The sequence below is a fragment of the Streptomyces sp. NPDC088707 genome (genome assembly GCF_044752725.1).
Taxonomy (GTDB): Bacteria; Actinomycetota; Actinomycetes; order Streptomycetales; family Streptomycetaceae; genus Streptomyces.
The window spans coordinates 1,578,399-1,593,745 of sequence record NZ_JBIVLV010000001.1 but is presented as its reverse complement, the minus strand read 5'-3'; the positions used below and the strand labels follow the sequence as shown (position 1 = coordinate 1,593,745).

Below are 15,347 nucleotides of genomic sequence, written 5' to 3'. Positions count from 1 at the left end.
GCCCCGCCCCCGCTCCGCGCCGGGGCCGGCACCCCCCAGGGCCTCCGCGAGGACCGGCAGCCAGGCGTGGCCGGGCGCGGGCGCGTCGTCCACCACGTTGTACGCGCCCCGAGGGCCACGCGAGAGCCCGTACGGCGGCCTCCGCCGCGTCGGCCACGTGCACGAAGGAACTCACCGCGTCGTCGGCCGCCGTGCCTCCGAGGAACCGGGCCGCCGGATCCCCGGCGAGCACGGCGGCCACGGCGCCGCCCGGCGCGTACCGGTCACACGCCGGAAACAAGACGGTGTGAGGCTCAGGGCCATGAACGCATCGATCGAGGAGAACCGTTCCCACCCGCGTCTTCCCGACCTGCTGGGCGCGTACCACCTGGCCAACCAGGCCGAGAAGGGGACGCCCGTGGCGGCGGTCGCCGCGCTTCCGGCCGTATACCGGGGCGAGGCCGAGGACCCGGCCGCCGCCTTCACCGCCGACACGGTCCTGCTCGCCACCCCGCCCGGCGAGGACCTCCCGGCCGGATGCGTCGTCCTCAAGGCCCCGTACGAGGGCCGGGCGCCCGAGATCAAGCGGCTCTGGGTCGAGCCGGAAGCCCGGCGGAAGGGCCTCGCGAAGGCCCTCATGTCCGAGGCCCTGCGCCGCGCCGCGGCCTCCGGAGCGCCCGCCGTACGCCTCACGGTGTGGTCGTGGCGGGAGGAGCCGCTCGCTCTCTACCGGAGCCTCGGCTTCGGGACCGTCGCCTCGTGGGACGAGCGGCCCGACCTCCTGTGCCTGGAGAAGCCGTTCGACGTCATCGAGCGCCTCACTCCCGAGGCCGTACGGGCGCATGCCTCCGCCGGTCTCGCCGGGCTCCTCCTCGACGCCGTGGACTCCGGCGCCTCCGTCGGCTTCCTGGCGTCCGTCACGGCCTCCGAGGCGGCCGCCTGGTGGGCGCGCGTCGCGGAGGAGGCGGCCGAGGGCGTACGGGACGTCTGGGCGGCCCACGGCCCCGACGGGCGCCTCTCGGGCGTGGTCACCCTCGTCCGCGGGGGCGCGGCCAACGGCGGGCACCGCGGCGAGATCTCCCGTCTCCTGGTGCACCGCTCGGCCCGCGGCGGAGGCCTCGGGTACCGGCTCCTCGCCACGGCCGAGGCCCACGCCGCCGCCACCGGTCTCACCCTGCTCGTCCTGGACACCCAGACCGACAGCCCCGCCGAGCGCCTCTACCGGGGCGCGGGCTGGACGGCCGCCGGCACGATCCCGGACTTCGCCGCCGACCCGGCGGGTGTCCTGCGCGCGACCACGCTGTACTACAAGCGCCTCGGCTAGCCCGGGGGAAGGGGAAGGGCCCCGGAGGCGACATCGCCTCCGGGGCCCTTCCCGTACGCACGCGTGCCGCGCTAGGGCAGCTGTGCCGCCCGCGCCTCCCGGCTCTCACGCCGGTTGCCGCGGAAGGTGTTCACCCGACGGGCCGTCGCGAAGAGGGGGATCACGGCGCCCATCACGACCTGGAGCGCGCACCCGGTCTGGAGCAGGAACTGTCCGCCCGGAGCGTCGAAGGCCCAGGCCGCCAGCATGCCCATCGCGCCGACGATCCAGCTGAGCATCGCCACCGCGAGGATGCCCCGCGGCTTGGGGTACTCGACCCGGCTCACCATCAGCCAGGCGACGCCGATGATCGCGAGCAGCGTCGGGATGAACGGCAGCTCCAGAAGCACGATCGAGACCACCGTCAGCGCGCCGAAGGGGCTCGGCATGCCCTGGAACATGCCGTCCTTCATGGTCACGCAGGAGAATCTCGCCAGCCGCAGCACCACCGCGAGCAGCACCACGATCGCGGCGACCGCCGAGACCTTCTGCTGCGCGCCGGGCGTGACCATGCCGTACACGAGTACGAAGTAGGCCGGGGCCAGACCGAAGCTGATCAGGTCCGAGAGGTTGTCGAGCTCGGCGCCCATCGGGGAGGAGCGCAGCTTGCGCGCCACGATGCCGTCGAACAGGTCGAAGATCGCCGCGGCCAGCATCAGGATCACGGCCGTGGCGGCGCTGTTGCGCGCCATGCCGGTCTCCGTGCTGCCCGTGAGGTGCGGGATGAGGATGCCCGTGGTGGTGAAGTACACCGCCATGAATCCACACGTGGCGTTACCGAGCGTGAGCGCGTCCGCTATGGACAGCCTCAACGACAGCGGCATCTCCTCGGCCTCTTCGGACCCGTCCGTGTCGGTGCCGGCGACCCAGTCGGCGGCCCGTGTGTCGGGATCAATCACGGTCAATGCGAGTCACCCCCGCTGTGGTGGCCTGGCCGACCTCGACGGCGACCTCGACACCCTCGGGGAGGTAGATGTCGACACGCGAGCCGAAGCGGATCAGACCGATGCGGTCACCCTGCTCGACCTTGGTCCCCTGCGGGATGTACGGCACGATGCGCCGGGCGACGGCGCCCGCGATCTGCACCATCTCGATGTCGCCGAGCTCGGTGTCGAAGTGCCAGACAACGCGCTCGTTGTTCTCGCTCTCCTTGTTGAACGCCGGGACGAACCCGCCGGGAACGTGCTCCACGGACGTCACGGTGCCGGCCAGCGGCGCGCGGTTGACGTGGACGTTCAGCGGGCTCATGAAGATGGCGACCCGGGTGCGCCCGTCCTTCCACGGCATGATGCTCTGCACCACACCGTCGGCGGGGGAGATGACCCGGCCCTGAGCGATCTCACGCTCGGGGTCGCGGAAGAACCACAGCATGCCGGCCGCGAGCGCGGTGGTCGGCACGGCGATGGCCGCGGCCCGCCTCGACTTGCGCGCGCGCACGAGGCTGAGCGCCGCGGTGGCGACGGTCGGCAGAAGCCACGGCGATGCTCCGCGCGCAATGCGTACGCCCGTGAGGCTGTCGCGGTGTGCAGAGGTTTGGCTGTGGGGCATGGATGACCTTCGTAGCGGATGATGCCGCACTGGCAACGGGGGACGGCGGCTTTCCCTCGATGCTATCGGTTGCGGGGCGCAACTGGGTAAGCCAGGAACCGAGTCGACGGCCGGAAGACGAACACAGGGTGTGATCTTCTTCGCGGCCGAAACGACTCAAAACCGACAATCAACCCTGGAATCGGTACTCCTCGAGCAGCCGACGACCAATGATCATTTTCTGGATCTCGGCGGTACCTTCACCGATGAGCAGCATCGGCGCCTCGCGGTAGAGGCGCTCGATCTCGTACTCCTTGGAGAACCCGTAGCCGCCGTGGATGCGGAAGGCATCCTCGACGACCTCCTTGCAGTATTCGGAGGCGAGGTACTTCGCCATCCCTGCTTCAAGGTCGTTTCGTTCCCCGGAGTCCTTTTTGCGTGCTGCGTTCACCATCATCGCATGAGCGGCCTCGACCTTGGTAGCCATCTCGGCCAGCTTGAACTGAATCGCCTGGTGCTGGGCGATCGCCTTGCCGAAAGTGTGACGTTGCTGGGCATACGAGACACCGAGCTCGAAGGCACGCTGAGCGACGCCGCAGCCACGGGCCGCCACGTTCACCCGGCCGACCTCGACGCCGTCCATCATTTGGTAAAACCCTCGGCCGGTGGCCCCACCGAGGACCCGATTGGCCGGAATGCGCAGTCCGTCCATGATGAGCTCGGTGGTGTCGACGCCCTTGTAACCCATCTTGTCGATCTTCCCGGGGATGGTGAGGCCGGGGCGGACCTCTCCGAAGCCGGGCTCCTTCTCGACGAGGAAGGTCGTCATCGACTTGTGGGGGGCGGTGCCCTCCGGGTGTCCTTCGTCACTTCGGACGAGAACGGCGACCAGCGTTGACGTCCCGCCGTTGGTCAGCCACATCTTCTGGCCGTTCAGGACGTACTCGTCGCCGTCCTTGACCGCCTTCGACGTGATCGCCGACACGTCCGAGCCGAGGCCCGGCTCCGACATCGAGAACGCGCCACGGGTCTCGCCGGCCGCCATCCGCGGAAGGAAGTAGTCCTTCTGCTCCTGGGTGCCGTGCTGCTTCAGCATGTACGCCACGATGAAGTGCGTGTTGATGATGCCGGAGACCGACATCCAGCCACGTGCGATCTCCTCCACGCACAGCGCGTAGGTGAGGAGCGACTCACCCAGACCCCCGTACTCCTCGGGGATCATCAGACCGAAGAGGCCGAGCTCCTTGAGCCCGTCGACGATCTGCTGGGGGTACTCGTCGCGGTGCTCCAGCTCGGTGGCGACCGGGATGATCTCCTTGTCGACGAACTCCCGGACGGTCTTGAGGATCTCCTGCTGGACGTCCGTGAGCCCGGCGGTCTGGGCGAGTCGGGCCATGGCTACTTCTCCGTCTTCTTGGCGGGCTCGATCAGCTCGGGGCGGCCGGGCTGCTCGCCGCCGCGCTCCTTGATGTACGTCTCGGTGGGGACCATCACCTTGCGGCGGAAGACACACACGAGGGTGCCGTCCTGCTTGTAGCCCTTGGTCTCGACGTAGACGATGCCGCGGTCGTTCTTCGACTTCGACGGGGTCTTGTCGAGGACCGTGGTCTCGCCGTAGATCGTGTCGCCGTGGAAGGTCGGCGCCACGTGCCGCAGCGACTCGATCTCCAGGTTGGCGATGGCCTTGCCGGAGACGTCCGGCACGGACATGCCGAGCAGCAGCGAGTAGATGTAGTTGCCGACGACGACGTTCCTGCCGAAATCCGTCGTGTTCTCGGCGTAGTTCACATCCATGTGCAGCGGATGGTGGTTCATCGTCAGCAGACAGAAGAGGTGGTCGTCGTACTCCGTGACCGTCTTTCCGGGCCAGTGCTTGTAGACGGCACCGACTTCGAACTCTTCGTAGGTACGGCCGAACTGCATCGGACTCAGGCCTCCGGGATCTCGAACTTGCTGGTGCGCTGCATGCCGGCGGCACGGCCCTTGCCCGAGATGACCAGGGCCATCTTGCGGGAGGCCTCGTCGATCATCTCGTCGCCGAGCATCGCGGAGCCCTTCTTCCCGCCGGCCTCGGACGTGTAGTAGTCGTACGCGTCGAGGATCAGCTCGGCGTGGTCGTAGTCCTCCTGCGAGGGCGAGAAGATCTCGTTCGCGGCGGCGACCTGGTCCGGGTGCAGCACCCACTTGCCGTCGAAACCGAGGGCGGCGGCGCGCTGCGCGACCGCCTTGTAGCCCTCCTGGTTGCGGATCTGGAGGTACGGGCCGTCGATCGCCTGGAGGTTGTTGGCGCGGGCGGCCATCAGGATGCTCATCAGGATGTGGTGGTACGCGTCCGCCGGGTAGCCGGGCGGCTGCTCGCCCACGACCAGCGACTTCATGTTGATGGAGGCCATGAAGTCGGCCGGGCCGAAGATGATCGTCTCGACGCGCTGGGAGGCCTGCGCGATCGCGTTGACGTTCGTGAGGCCCTGGGCGTTCTCGATCTGCGCCTCGATGCCGATCTTGCCGACCTCGAAGCCCATCGTCTTCTCGATCTGGGTCAGCAGGAGGTCGAGCGCCACGATCTGCTGGGCGTCCTGGACCTTCGGCAGCATGATGCAGTCGAGGTTCTGGCCGGCGCCCTCGACGACAGTGACGACGTCACGGTACGTCCAGTGGGTCGTCCAGTCGTTGACGCGGACGACCCGGGTCTTGCCGGTCCAGTCGCCCTCGTTCAGGAACTTCACGATGGTGTGCCGGGCCTCGGGCTTGGCCAGCGGGGCGCACGCGTCCTCCAGGTCCAGGAAGACCTGGTCGGCGGCGAGACCCTGGGCCTTCTCCAGGAAGCGCGGGTTGGAACCGGGGACCGCCAGGCAGGAGCGGCGCGGACGCAGGCGGTTCACGGGGCTGGTCATGCGGGGACCTCCGTACTTTCAAGGGGGTGGAGCTTGTTCGCTGTCCGGATCTCGTCGACGATACGTCCGATGATCTCCGTGATACCGAAGTCCTTCGGTGTGAAGACGGCGGCCACACCCGCACGCTTCAGTTCTGCGGCGTCGGCGTTCGGGATGATCCCGCCGACGATGACCGGCACGTCGGCCGCGCCCGCCTCGCGGAGGCGGTCGAGGACGTCCGGCACCAGCTCGGCGTGCGAGCCGGAGAGGATCGACAGGCCCACGCAGTGCACGTCCTCCGCGAGGGCCGCGCTCACGATCTGCTCGGGCGTCAGCCGGATGCCCTGGTAGACCACCTCGAAACCGGCGTCACGCGCGCGTACGGCGATCTGCTCGGCCCCGTTGGAGTGCCCGTCCAGGCCCGGCTTGCCGACGAGCAGCCGCAGCCGCCCGACGCCCATCTCCTCGGCGGTCCGCGCCACCTTGTCCCGTACGAGGGCCAGCGGCGTGCCCGCCTCGGCCGTCACCGCGACCGGGGCCGACGACACGCCCGTCGGGGCGCGGAACTCGCCGAAGACGTCCCGCAGCGCCCAGGACCACTCCCCGGTCGTGACGCCCGCACGCGCGCACTCCAGGGTGGCGGCGAAGAGGTTGCCGTCGCCGGCAGCCGTCGCCTTCAGCGTCGCCAGGGATTCCTGGGCGCGGGTCTCGTCGCGGTTGTCGCGCCACTCGTGGAGGGCCGCGACCACCCGCGCCTCGTTCGCCGGGTCCACCGTCATGATGGCGGTGTCCAGGTCGGCGGTGAGGGGGTTCTCCTCGGTCGCCTGGAAGATGTTGACGCCGATGATCTTCTCGTCGCCGGCCTCGATCCGGGCGCGCCGCTCGGCGTGCGAGGAGACGAGCTGCGACTTGAGGTAGCCGGACTCGACGGCGGCCATCGCGCCGCCCATCTCCTGGATCCGCTCGATCTCGGCCAGGCACTCCTCGACGAGCGAGTCGACCTTGGCCTCGATGACGTGCGAGCCGGCGAAGATGTCCTCGTACTCCAGGAGGTCGGACTCGTGGGCCAGGACCTGCTGGATGCGGAGCGACCACTGCTGGTCCCACGGCCGGGGCAGACCGAGCGCCTCGTTCCAGGCGGGCAGCTGCACGGCGCGCGCGCGGGCGTCCTTGGAGAGGGTGACGGCCAGCATCTCCAGGACGATCCGCTGGACGTTGTTCTCCGGCTGGGCCTCGGTCAGGCCGAGGGAGTTGACCTGCACGCCGTAGCGGAACCGGCGCTGCTTCTCGTTCTCGATGCCGTACCGCTCGCGGGTGACCTTGTCCCAGATGCGGCCGAAGGCGCGCATCTTGCACATCTCCTCGATGAAGCGGACGCCCGCGTTCACGAAGAAGGAGATACGGGCGACGACCTCGCCCTTGCGGTCCTCCGGGACCTGACCCGAGGCGAACACCGCGTCGAGCACGGCGATCGCGGTGGACATCGCGTACGAGATCTCCTGGACCGGGGTGGCCCCGGCCTCCTGCAGGTGGTAGCTGCAGATGTTGATCGGGTTCCACTTCGGGATGTTGTTCACCGTGTAGGTGATCATGTCCGTCGTGAGGCGGAGGGAGGGGCCGGGCGGGAAGACGTGCGTCCCGCGCGACAGGTACTCCTTCACGATGTCGTTCTGGGTGGTGCCCTGGAGCCGGGTGACGTCCGCACCCTGCTCCTCGGCGACCACCTGGTAGAGCGCCAGGAGCCACATCGCCGTGGCGTTGATGGTCATCGAGGTGTTCATCTGGTCCAGGGGGATGTCCTGGAACAGCCGCCGCATGTCACCGAGGTGCGAGACGGGGACGCCGACCCGGCCGACCTCGCCGCGGGCGAGGATGTGGTCGGGGTCGTAGCCCGTCTGCGTCGGCAGGTCGAACGCGACCGAGAGGCCGGTCTGACCCTTGGCGAGGTTGCGCCGGTACAGCTCGTTGGACGCCTCGGCGGTCGAGTGACCGGCGTACGTCCGCATGAGCCACGGCCGGTCCTTCTGGCGCTCAGTCATCTATGGTCCCGGGCTCAGATGTTGCGGAAGCGGTTGATGGCGTCGATGTGCTGGGCGCGCAGCTCCGGGTTGCGGACGCCGAGGCCCTCCTCGGGCGCGAGCGCGAGGACGCCGACCTTGCCCTGGTGCAGGTTGCGGTGGACGTCGTAGGCGGCCTGGCCGGTGTCCTCCAGGGAGTAGACCTTCGACAGCGTGGGGTGGATCTTGCCCTTGGCGATCAGGCGGTTGGCCTCCCACGCCTCGCGGTAGTTGGCGAAGTGCGAGCCGATGATGCGCTTGAGCGACATCCACAGGTAGCGGTTGTCGTACTCGTGCATGTAGCCCGAGGTGGAGGCGCAGGTGGTGATGGTGCCGCCCTTGCGGGTGACGTAGACGCTCGCGCCGAAGGTCTCGCGGCCCGGGTGCTCGAAGACGATGTCGATGTCCTCGCCGCCGGTGAGCTCGCGGATGCGCTTGCCGAAGCGCTTCCACTCCTTCGGGTCCTGGGTGTGCTCGTCCTTCCAGAACTTGTAGCCCTCGGCGTTGCGGTCGATGACCGCCTCGGCGCCCATCGCCCGGCAGATGTCGGCCTTCTCGGGGGAGGAGACGACACAGATCGGGTTGGCGCCGCCGGCCAGGGCGAACTGCGTGGCGTACGAGCCGAGTCCACCGCTCGCGCCCCAGATGAGGACGTTGTCGCCCTGCTTCATGCCGGCGCCGTTGCGGGAGACCAGCTGGCGGTACGCGGTGGAGTTGACGAGGCCCGGGGACGCCGCCTCCTCCCAGCTCAGGTGGTCGGGCTTCGGCATCAGCTGGTTCGACTTGACCAGGGCGATCTCCGCAAGGCCGCCGAAGTTGGTCTCGAAGCCCCAGATGCGCTGCTCGGGGTCGAGCATCGTGTCGTTGTGGCCGTCCGAGGACTCCAGCTCGACCGAGAGGCAGTGCGCGACGACCTCGTCACCGGGCTTCCACGAGTTCACGCCGGGGCCGGTGCGGAGCACGACGCCCGCGAGGTCGGAGCCGATGACGTGGTACGGCAGGTCGTGGCGCTTGCTGAGGTCGCTGAGCCGGCCGTAGCGCTCCAGGAAGCCGAAGGTCGAGACGGGCTCGAAGATCGAGGTCCAGACCGAGTTGTAGTTCACGGAGCTGGCCATGACGGCGACCAGGGCCTCGCCCGGGCCGAGCTCGGGCACCGGCACGGTGTCGAGGTGCAGCGACTTGCGCGGGTCCTTGTCGCGGCTGGCGAGCCCGGCGAACATCTCCGCCTCGTCCTTGTGGACGGTGATGGCGCGGTACGACTCGGGGAGCGGGATGTTCGCGAAGTCGGCGGACGTGGAGTCCGAGGACTGGATCGCGTCCAGGATGTCCTTCACGGGGTTGCCTCCGGCGGTGCGGCGTCCTGAGGGGGGACGCGCTGAGGGTTACGTCTGGGGCTGCTGCTGTGGAGGTGTGCCGTCGGTTCGGCGGGGTGGTGCGGGCTGCGCCTGGTGGGCGCGGTGGGTGCCTGTGACGCAGGCGTCCGGGCGCACGATCACGATTGCTTGTGGGGACAGCCGGCGCACGAGGAGACCTCTGCGCGCCGACCGCCCGGACAACATCAACGTATGGCACGCCGTGTCACGTGACAAGGCACTGCGTGCCAACAATTTCACTCATATGCAATCTGCCGGTCACATGTGAGCGATGATCGATCGAATCGCAGGTCAAAACGGGCGAAGGCCGCCCCGGGGGAGGGGCGGCCTGCGCCGTGAGTCGGCGGCTTTCGCCGTGAGAAGTGCGGATGAGGGGTCGAACCCCGAGGAGGGGGCCCCGGTCAGGTCTTCGTCAGCGCCTGCTGGATCGTGCGCATGACCTCGTCGAGCGGAGCGTCCGTCCGTGCCACGGCCACCACCACGTCACCCGTGGTGGAGGCCCGGACGGCCGGGGCCGGCTCGGTGGTCCCCTGGGAGGACGGGGAAGGGGCCGGGCGGCCCGCGCCTATGCCCGAGCCGAAGGTCTCCCGGACGATCGCGAAGGCGTGGTCCAGCTGCGTCTCCACGTCGCCCTGCCCGCCCGCCCGCAGCCAGCGGCGCAGGACGTGGTTGTGGGCCGTGACGACCGCGGAGGCCGCCACCTCGGCGAGCAGCGGGTCGTCGTTCCCGTCGTGGTGGTCGCGCTCGTCGAAGTGGCCGAGCAGATAGCGGGTGAACAACCGCTCGTAGCGGGCCACCGAGGCGATCTCCCGCTCCCGCAGGGTCGGCACCTCGCGGGTGAGCCGGTAGCGCTCCACGGACACCGCGGGCGAGCCCGCGTACATCTTCATGACTTCCTTGATGCCCCGGCACACCGTGTCGAGCGGGTGCTCGTGCGGCGGGGCCGCGTTCAGGACCGCCTCAGCCCGCACCAGGGTGTCGTCGTGATCCGGGAAGATCGCCTCTTCCTTGGACCGGAAGTGCCGGAAGAACGTCCGCCGCGCGACCCCCGCCCGGGCGGCGATCTCGTCGACCGTCGTGGCCTCGTACCCCTTGCTCGCGAAGAGCTCCATCGCGGCCGTGGCCAGCTCCCGGCGCATCTTGAGCCGCTGCGCGGCGGCACGAGTGCCCGCCGCGCTCTCCGGAGCGTCGGACGGGGACGTGGCACGGGGTGTCTTCGCGGCCTTGGGCATGGTCCGAACGTACTGCATCGGAGGGGGAGTGTGCCCAGGTGGGGGCGGGGAGCCCCCCGGGACACCGAAGGTGCCCGGAGGGCTCAGCAGACCACCCCAGCCGGCCGCTCCCGGCTCAGCGTCGGGCATATTCGCGGAAGCCGCGCCCCGTCTTGCGACCCAGGCAGCCCGCCGCCACCAGGTGCTCCAGGAGCGGGGCCGGGGCAAGGCCCGGGTCCCGGAACTCGCGGTGCAACACCTGCTCGATCGCGAGCGACACGTCCAGACCGACCACGTCGAGCAGTTCGAACGGGCCCATCGGGTAGCCGCCGCCCAGCTTCATCGCGGCGTCGATGTCGTCCAGGGTCGCGTAGTGCTCCTGGACCATCTTGATCGCGTTGTTCAGGTACGGGAAGAGCAGCGCGTTCACGATGAAACCGGCCCGGTCGCCGCAGTCCACCGGGTGCTTGCGGATCTTCGTGGTGACCTCGCGGACGGTCGCGTGGACGTCGTCGCCGGTCAGCACCGTGCGGACGATCTCGACCAGCTTCATGGCCGGCGCCGGGTTGAAGAAGTGCATCCCGATGACGTCCTGCGGGCGCGAGGTGGCGCGGGCGCAGGCCACGACCGGCAGTGAGGAGGTCGTGGTGGCGAGCACCGCGCCCGGCTTGCAGATCTTGTCGAGCCGCGCGAACAGCTCCTGCTTGACCTCCAGGTCCTCGGCGACCGCCTCCAGGGCCAGGTCCACGTCGGCGAAGGCGTCCAGCGTGCCGGCCGGGGTGATCAGGGCCAGCGTCGCGTCGCGCGCCTCGCCCGTCATCCGGCCCTTGTCGACCGAGCGGGCCAGCGACTTGGCGATCCGGGCCTTCGCCGTGTCCGCCTTCTCCTGCGAGCGGGCGGCGAGGACGACCTGGTACCCGGCCTTCGCGAAGACCTCGGCGATGCCGGAGGCCATGGTGCCCGAGCCGGCGACGCCGACCGAGCGGACCTCACGGCCACCGGCCGCTTCCGCGGAGCCCAGCGGGGTCAGCGCGTCCCGCACGACCTCGCCGGAGCCCGGCGCCTCGTAGGTGTAGAAGCCGCGGCCCGACTTGCGGCCGGTCAGACCCGCCTCGCTGAGCTGCTTGAGGATCGGGGCCGGGGCGTGCAGCCGGTCGTGGGAGTCCGTGTACATGGCCTCGAGGACCGTACGGGCGGTGTCGACGCCGATCAGGTCGAGCAGCGCCAGCGGGCCCATCGGCAGACCGCAGCCCAGCTTCATCGCCGCGTCGATGTCCTCGCGGGACGCGTACTTGGCCTCGTACATGGCGGCGGCCTGGTTCAGGTAGCCGAAGAGCAGCCCGTCCGCGATGAAACCGGCCCGGTCGCCGACCGCCACCGGCTCCTTGCCCAGGTCGAGGGCGAGCCGGGTGACGGCGTCGACGGCCCGCGGGTCGGTCAGCACGGAGGAGACCACCTCGACCAGCTTCATCGCCTGGACCGGGGTGAAGAAGTGCAGGCCGAGGACCCGCTCGGGGTGCGCCGAGTCGGCGGCGAGCCGGGTGACGGAGAGCGCGTTCGTGCCGGTGGCGACGATCGTGCCGGGCCGGACGATGCCGTCGAGGGCCCGGAACACCTCCTGCTTCGCCTCGTACGACTCGGGCACGACCTCGATGACGAGGTCGGCCTCCGCGGCCGCCTGGAGGTCGGAGAAGGTACGGAAGCGGGCCAGGACGTCCTGCCGCTCCTCCTCGGTGATCCGCTCGCGGGCCACCGCACGGGCGGTGGAGGCCTCCAGGGCGGCGACGGCCTGGGCGGCGGCGGTGTCGCTGATGTCGATGCCGATGACCTCGCGGCCGGCGCGGACCAGGACATCGGCGATACCGGTGCCCATGGTGCCGAGACCGACGACGGCGATGGTGGAGAGAGGGGTGTCCATCAGGGGACTCCTGAGAGGAAGAGTGACGACTGAGGGCAGTGCGCGCATGAGAGGGCGCGGGAAAGAGCGAGGGCTCTGCCCGGAGAAAGGGCGATGCCCTGGAGGAAAAGGGGCGACGGACTCTGTCCCGGAGCCACGTCGAAACTGCCGAACCGACAAACACCCACAACGGCTGCGTCACCAGGCCGTTGTGAGATGCGGGGGGTGCCCCGCTCACCTGAGACTAACCGGCGGGTAACGAGCGCGCCAGTCCCGGGAAGTTGAGGAAAATGTGATCTGGATCGCGGATAGGCTCGGATTCATGGAATACGCCGAGGATCCGGAATTCTGCTCGATGATCGATCGATTGCGGGATGAGATCGAGAATGACTCCGGAACCGTTCCGGCGGCATTCGAACAGCTCGCGGAAACCACCGATCCCGAGGAACTGCACCACGTCCTCACCGCGCCCGGACAGCCCCTCTGGGCCCGCGAGATCGCCGCCTACGCCCTCGGTGTCACGGGCGACCCGCGCGCCTTCGAGGCCCTGGTGCTCCTCCTCAACCACCGCGACCCCGAGCGCTGCGTCACCGCCGCCCACGCCCTGACCCGGCTCGGCGACCCCCGTACCGCCCGCGCGGCCGCCGCCCTCGCCACCAACGAACGCCGCGTCGCCTACGCCCTGTTGCCGATCCGGCTGCTCGCCGCCCTCCGCGCCCCCGAGTCCGTACCGGCGCTGATCACCGTCCTCGAACGGCGCCTGCCCGCCGCCGACCCCCACTGGCGGGTCGGCCTCGCCTGCGTCGAGGGCCTGGGCGCCCTCGGGGACCCCCGGGCCCGCCCCGCTCTGGAGGCCGCGCTCCCGCACCCCCGGCTCGGCGCCGCGGCGGAAGCGTCACTGGGCCGACTCGGCTCCACCCACTGAGCGGAGCACCGGGCGGCCCGCACCGTCGGCCCCGGCCTCCGGCCTGCGCTCCGGCACCAGCGCGAACGCCTCGATCTCCACGAGAAGTTCCGGGCGGACGAGCGCCGACACCTGGACCGCCGAGCTCGCCGGCAGCGGCGCCCCCGCGAAACGGGCGTCCCTGGCCTCCCGTACGGCGGGGAGGTGGGCGACGTCCGTGACGTAGTACGTCAGCTTCACCACGTCCTGGAACCCGGCGCCCGCCGCCGCGAGGCAGCGGTCCAGGTTCGCGAAGACCTGACGGGCCTGCGCCATCGCGTCACCCGCCCCGACCACCGCGCCCGAGGCGTCGAACGCGCACTGGCCGGATATCGCGACGAAGCGGCCCGTCCCCCAGACGACATGGCTGTACTGCGGGGTGGCGGCGATCCCGTCGGGAGCGGGCACGTGGGTCAGGTGGCTCGTCATGTCCCACATCCTCGCCCACGGCACTGACAATGCCCGCGCCCCAGGGGGCGCGGGCATTGTGTGTGACCCGGGAACGTCAGCGCACGTGGCCGAGGAACCCGTGCAGCGCGCCGCCCGCGGACTCGGCCGCGGTCGGGGCGGTCCGGGTCGCCGGCTCGGGCTTCGGCTCGGGCAGCGTCGCGCAGACCGCGTCCACCTCGGCGTCGCCCTCGGCGCGCGGGACCTCGCCCGTGGCGAGGTAGGCGGACAGGTGCTCGTCCATGCACGTGTTCCCGCCGAGGGTCACGCCGTGGTTCCCGCCGCCCTCCTCCACGACCAGGCTGGAACCCCGCATCAGCCGGTGCAGGGCGACCCCGCCCTCGTACGGGGTCGCCGCGTCGTCCGTGGCCTGGAGGATGAGGACCGGCGGCACCTGGTCGTTGCTGACGTCCGGCGGCGTGAGCGACTCCACCGGCCAGAACGCGCACGGCGCGTTGTACCAGGCGTTGTTCCAGGTGGAGAAGGGTGCCTTGGCGTGCACGTCCCAGTTGTCCTTGCGCCACACGCTCCAGTCACGGGGCCACGCCGCGTCCCGGCACTGCACGCTCGTGTAGACCGAGTAGCCGTTGTCGGCGGCCGCGTCGGCCTCGCCGTACCGCTCGTACGCCTCCGTGAGCGGCACCGCGTCCGCGTCGTTGACGTACGCGGCGAACGCCTTCGCCAGACGGGGCCAGTAGCCGTTGTAGTACCCGCCGGGCAGATACGTGTCCTCCAGCTCGCCCGGCCCGACCTTCCCGCCGGCCGGCTTGGTGCGCAGCGCGTCGCGCATCCGGTACCAGGCCGCCTCGACCGCCGCCGGGTCGGCGCCCAGCTTGTACACGGAGTCCTGCTTGGCCACCCAGGCCATGAAGTCCTTGTGCCGGGTGTCGAAGGCGTAGTCCTGCGCGATGTTGTCCTCGTACCAGACGCCGTGCGGGTTCACGACGGAGTCCAGCGCCATCCGCCGCACCCGGTCCGGGTGCAGCCGCGCGTACACGGCCCCCAGGTAGGTGCCGTAGGAGTAGCCGAGGTAGTTGATCTTCTGGGCGCCGAGTGCGCGCCGGATGACGTCCATGTCCCGGGCGGTGCTCACCGTGTCGATGTACGGCAGCACGTCCGCGTACTTCTTGCCGCAGGCCGAGGCGAAGGCCTGCGCCCGCTCGATCGCGAGCCGCTCGGCGGCGGCGTCGCCCGGCACCGAGTCCGGGCGGACCGGGGCGAAGTGGCCGGGCCTGCAGTCGAGGGCGGGCTCGCTCTTGCCGACCCCGCGCGGGTCGAAGCCGATGACGTCGTACTCGGCGGCGACCTTCGGGGGCAGCGAGGACGCCACGTACCCGGCCATGCCGCGGCCGCTGCCACCGGGCCCGCCCGGGTTCACGAGCAGCGGCCCCTGGAAGGTCTTCGCGGTGTGCGGGATCCGGGTGAGGGCGAGCGTGACGGTCCGCCCGGCCGGGTCGTCGTGGTTGAGCGGCACCTTGAGGGTGGCGCACTGGAGCTTCGGGTACGCCTCGGTGGCGCAGCCGGTCCAGGCGAGCGTGGGGAAGGGACGGGGGGCCGGTTCACCGGCGCCCGCGGGGGCGGCGGGCAGGACGGTGACCGTCCCGGCGACCAGCGCTCCTGCGGCGATCAGCATTCCTGCGCGTGGGGTCATAGGGCGTTTGTGTCCCGAACCGGGGT

Annotated in this window: 13 protein-coding genes; 2 read left to right on the top strand and 11 right to left on the bottom strand. The window is 70.3% G+C overall.

The features are described 5' to 3' along the window. The first annotated feature begins 301 nt into the window (after nt 1-301). Nucleotides 302-1,303: a GNAT family N-acetyltransferase gene (locus ACIP84_RS07115; RefSeq protein ID WP_401795445.1), complete on the top strand. Its 1,002-nt coding sequence runs from the start codon at nt 302-304 to the stop codon at nt 1,301-1,303. 71 nt (nt 1,304-1,374) lie between these two features. Here the strand turns inward: ACIP84_RS07115 and pssA are convergent, their stop codons facing one another. The 9 genes from pssA to ACIP84_RS07070 form a co-directional block, all read right to left on the bottom strand. After that, nucleotides 1,375-2,241 carry a CDP-diacylglycerol--serine O-phosphatidyltransferase gene (gene pssA / locus ACIP84_RS07110; RefSeq protein WP_355965569.1) on the bottom strand — a complete coding sequence of 289 codons (867 nt, stop codon included), beginning with the start codon at nt 2,239-2,241 and terminating at the stop codon, nt 1,375-1,377. Next, complete coding sequence (locus ACIP84_RS07105) at nt 2,234-2,890, bottom strand: phosphatidylserine decarboxylase (protein WP_015037483.1); 657 nt, start codon at nt 2,888-2,890, stop codon at nt 2,234-2,236. Before ACIP84_RS07105 ends, pssA begins: the two co-directional genes overlap by 8 nt. Nucleotides 2,891-3,059: 169 nt before the next feature. After that, the gene (locus ACIP84_RS07100) at nt 3,060-4,265 is read right to left on the bottom strand and encodes an acyl-CoA dehydrogenase family protein (RefSeq protein ID WP_355965544.1); all 1,206 of its coding nucleotides are present in this window, start codon (nt 4,263-4,265) and stop codon (nt 3,060-3,062) included. 2 nt (nt 4,266-4,267) lie between these two features. Continuing rightward, the gene (locus ACIP84_RS07095; RefSeq protein WP_209497594.1) at nt 4,268-4,792 is read right to left on the bottom strand and encodes a MaoC family dehydratase; all 525 of its coding nucleotides are present in this window, start codon (nt 4,790-4,792) and stop codon (nt 4,268-4,270) included. Nucleotides 4,793-4,797: 5 nt separating this feature from the next. Further along, entirely contained in the window at nt 4,798-5,763 is a 966-nt protein-coding gene (locus ACIP84_RS07090; RefSeq protein WP_015037486.1) for a CoA ester lyase, read from the bottom strand. Beyond that, complete coding sequence (locus ACIP84_RS07085) at nt 5,760-7,781, bottom strand: protein meaA (RefSeq protein WP_401795440.1); 2,022 nt, start codon at nt 7,779-7,781, stop codon at nt 5,760-5,762. The genes ACIP84_RS07090 and ACIP84_RS07085 overlap by 4 nt, the downstream gene beginning before the upstream one ends. Before the next feature lie 14 nt (nt 7,782-7,795). Then, complete coding sequence (ccrA, locus tag ACIP84_RS07080; RefSeq protein WP_401795437.1) at nt 7,796-9,133, bottom strand: crotonyl-CoA carboxylase/reductase; 1,338 nt, start codon at nt 9,131-9,133, stop codon at nt 7,796-7,798. Nucleotides 9,134-9,573: 440 nt separating this feature from the next. Further along, entirely contained in the window at nt 9,574-10,404 is an 831-nt protein-coding gene (locus tag ACIP84_RS07075) for a TetR family transcriptional regulator (protein WP_355965549.1), read from the bottom strand. Nucleotides 10,405-10,519: 115 nt separating this feature from the next. Beyond that, entirely contained in the window at nt 10,520-12,301 is a 1,782-nt protein-coding gene (locus ACIP84_RS07070; protein ID WP_401795434.1) for a 3-hydroxyacyl-CoA dehydrogenase family protein, read from the bottom strand. A 301-nt stretch (nt 12,302-12,602) separates the two neighbouring features. Here ACIP84_RS07070 and ACIP84_RS07065 point away from each other — a divergent pair, with 301 nt between their 5' ends. Beyond that, on the top strand, nt 12,603-13,205 hold the full coding sequence (locus ACIP84_RS07065; RefSeq protein WP_355965552.1) for a HEAT repeat domain-containing protein: 603 nt from the start codon (nt 12,603-12,605) through the stop codon (nt 13,203-13,205). On the opposite strand, the gene ACIP84_RS07060 is transcribed toward ACIP84_RS07065, so the two are convergent. Both ACIP84_RS07060 and ACIP84_RS07055 read right to left on the bottom strand, forming a co-directional pair. Next, nucleotides 13,176-13,652 carry a RidA family protein gene (locus tag ACIP84_RS07060; RefSeq protein ID WP_401795431.1) on the bottom strand — a complete coding sequence of 159 codons (477 nt, stop codon included), beginning with the start codon at nt 13,650-13,652 and terminating at the stop codon, nt 13,176-13,178. The two genes, ACIP84_RS07065 and ACIP84_RS07060, sit on opposite strands and share 30 nt — an antisense overlap. A 76-nt stretch (nt 13,653-13,728) precedes the next feature. Then, nucleotides 13,729-15,321 (bottom strand): alpha/beta hydrolase, encoded by a 1,593-nt coding sequence (locus ACIP84_RS07055; protein WP_355965555.1) that lies wholly within the window; start codon nt 15,319-15,321, stop codon nt 13,729-13,731. Between the last annotated feature and the right edge of the window lie 26 nt (nt 15,322-15,347).

Bases quoted from the DNA above. Each gene is read 5' to 3' on its own strand.
- ACIP84_RS07115 (WP_401795445.1), top strand. From the start codon at position 302: ATGAACGCATCGATCGAGGAGAACCGTTCCCACCCGCGTCTTCCCGAC.
- ACIP84_RS07105 (WP_015037483.1), bottom strand. From the start codon at position 2,890: ATGCCCCACAGCCAAACCTCTGCACACCGCGACAGCCTCACGGGCGTA.
- ACIP84_RS07100 (WP_355965544.1), bottom strand. From the start codon at position 4,265: ATGGCCCGACTCGCCCAGACCGCCGGGCTCACGGACGTCCAGCAGGAG.
- ACIP84_RS07095 (WP_209497594.1), bottom strand. From the start codon at position 4,792: ATGCAGTTCGGCCGTACCTACGAAGAGTTCGAAGTCGGTGCCGTCTAC.
- ACIP84_RS07090 (WP_015037486.1), bottom strand. From the start codon at position 5,763: ATGACCAGCCCCGTGAACCGCCTGCGTCCGCGCCGCTCCTGCCTGGCG.
- ACIP84_RS07085 (WP_401795440.1), bottom strand. From the start codon at position 7,781: ATGACTGAGCGCCAGAAGGACCGGCCGTGGCTCATGCGGACGTACGCC.
- ACIP84_RS07075 (WP_355965549.1), bottom strand. From the start codon at position 10,404: ATGCCCAAGGCCGCGAAGACACCCCGTGCCACGTCCCCGTCCGACGCT.
- ACIP84_RS07070 (WP_401795434.1), bottom strand. From the start codon at position 12,301: ATGGACACCCCTCTCTCCACCATCGCCGTCGTCGGTCTCGGCACCATG.
- ACIP84_RS07065 (WP_355965552.1), top strand. From the start codon at position 12,603: ATGGAATACGCCGAGGATCCGGAATTCTGCTCGATGATCGATCGATTG.
- ACIP84_RS07060 (WP_401795431.1), bottom strand. From the start codon at position 13,652: ATGACGAGCCACCTGACCCACGTGCCCGCTCCCGACGGGATCGCCGCC.
- ACIP84_RS07055 (WP_355965555.1), bottom strand. From the start codon at position 15,321: ATGACCCCACGCGCAGGAATGCTGATCGCCGCAGGAGCGCTGGTCGCC.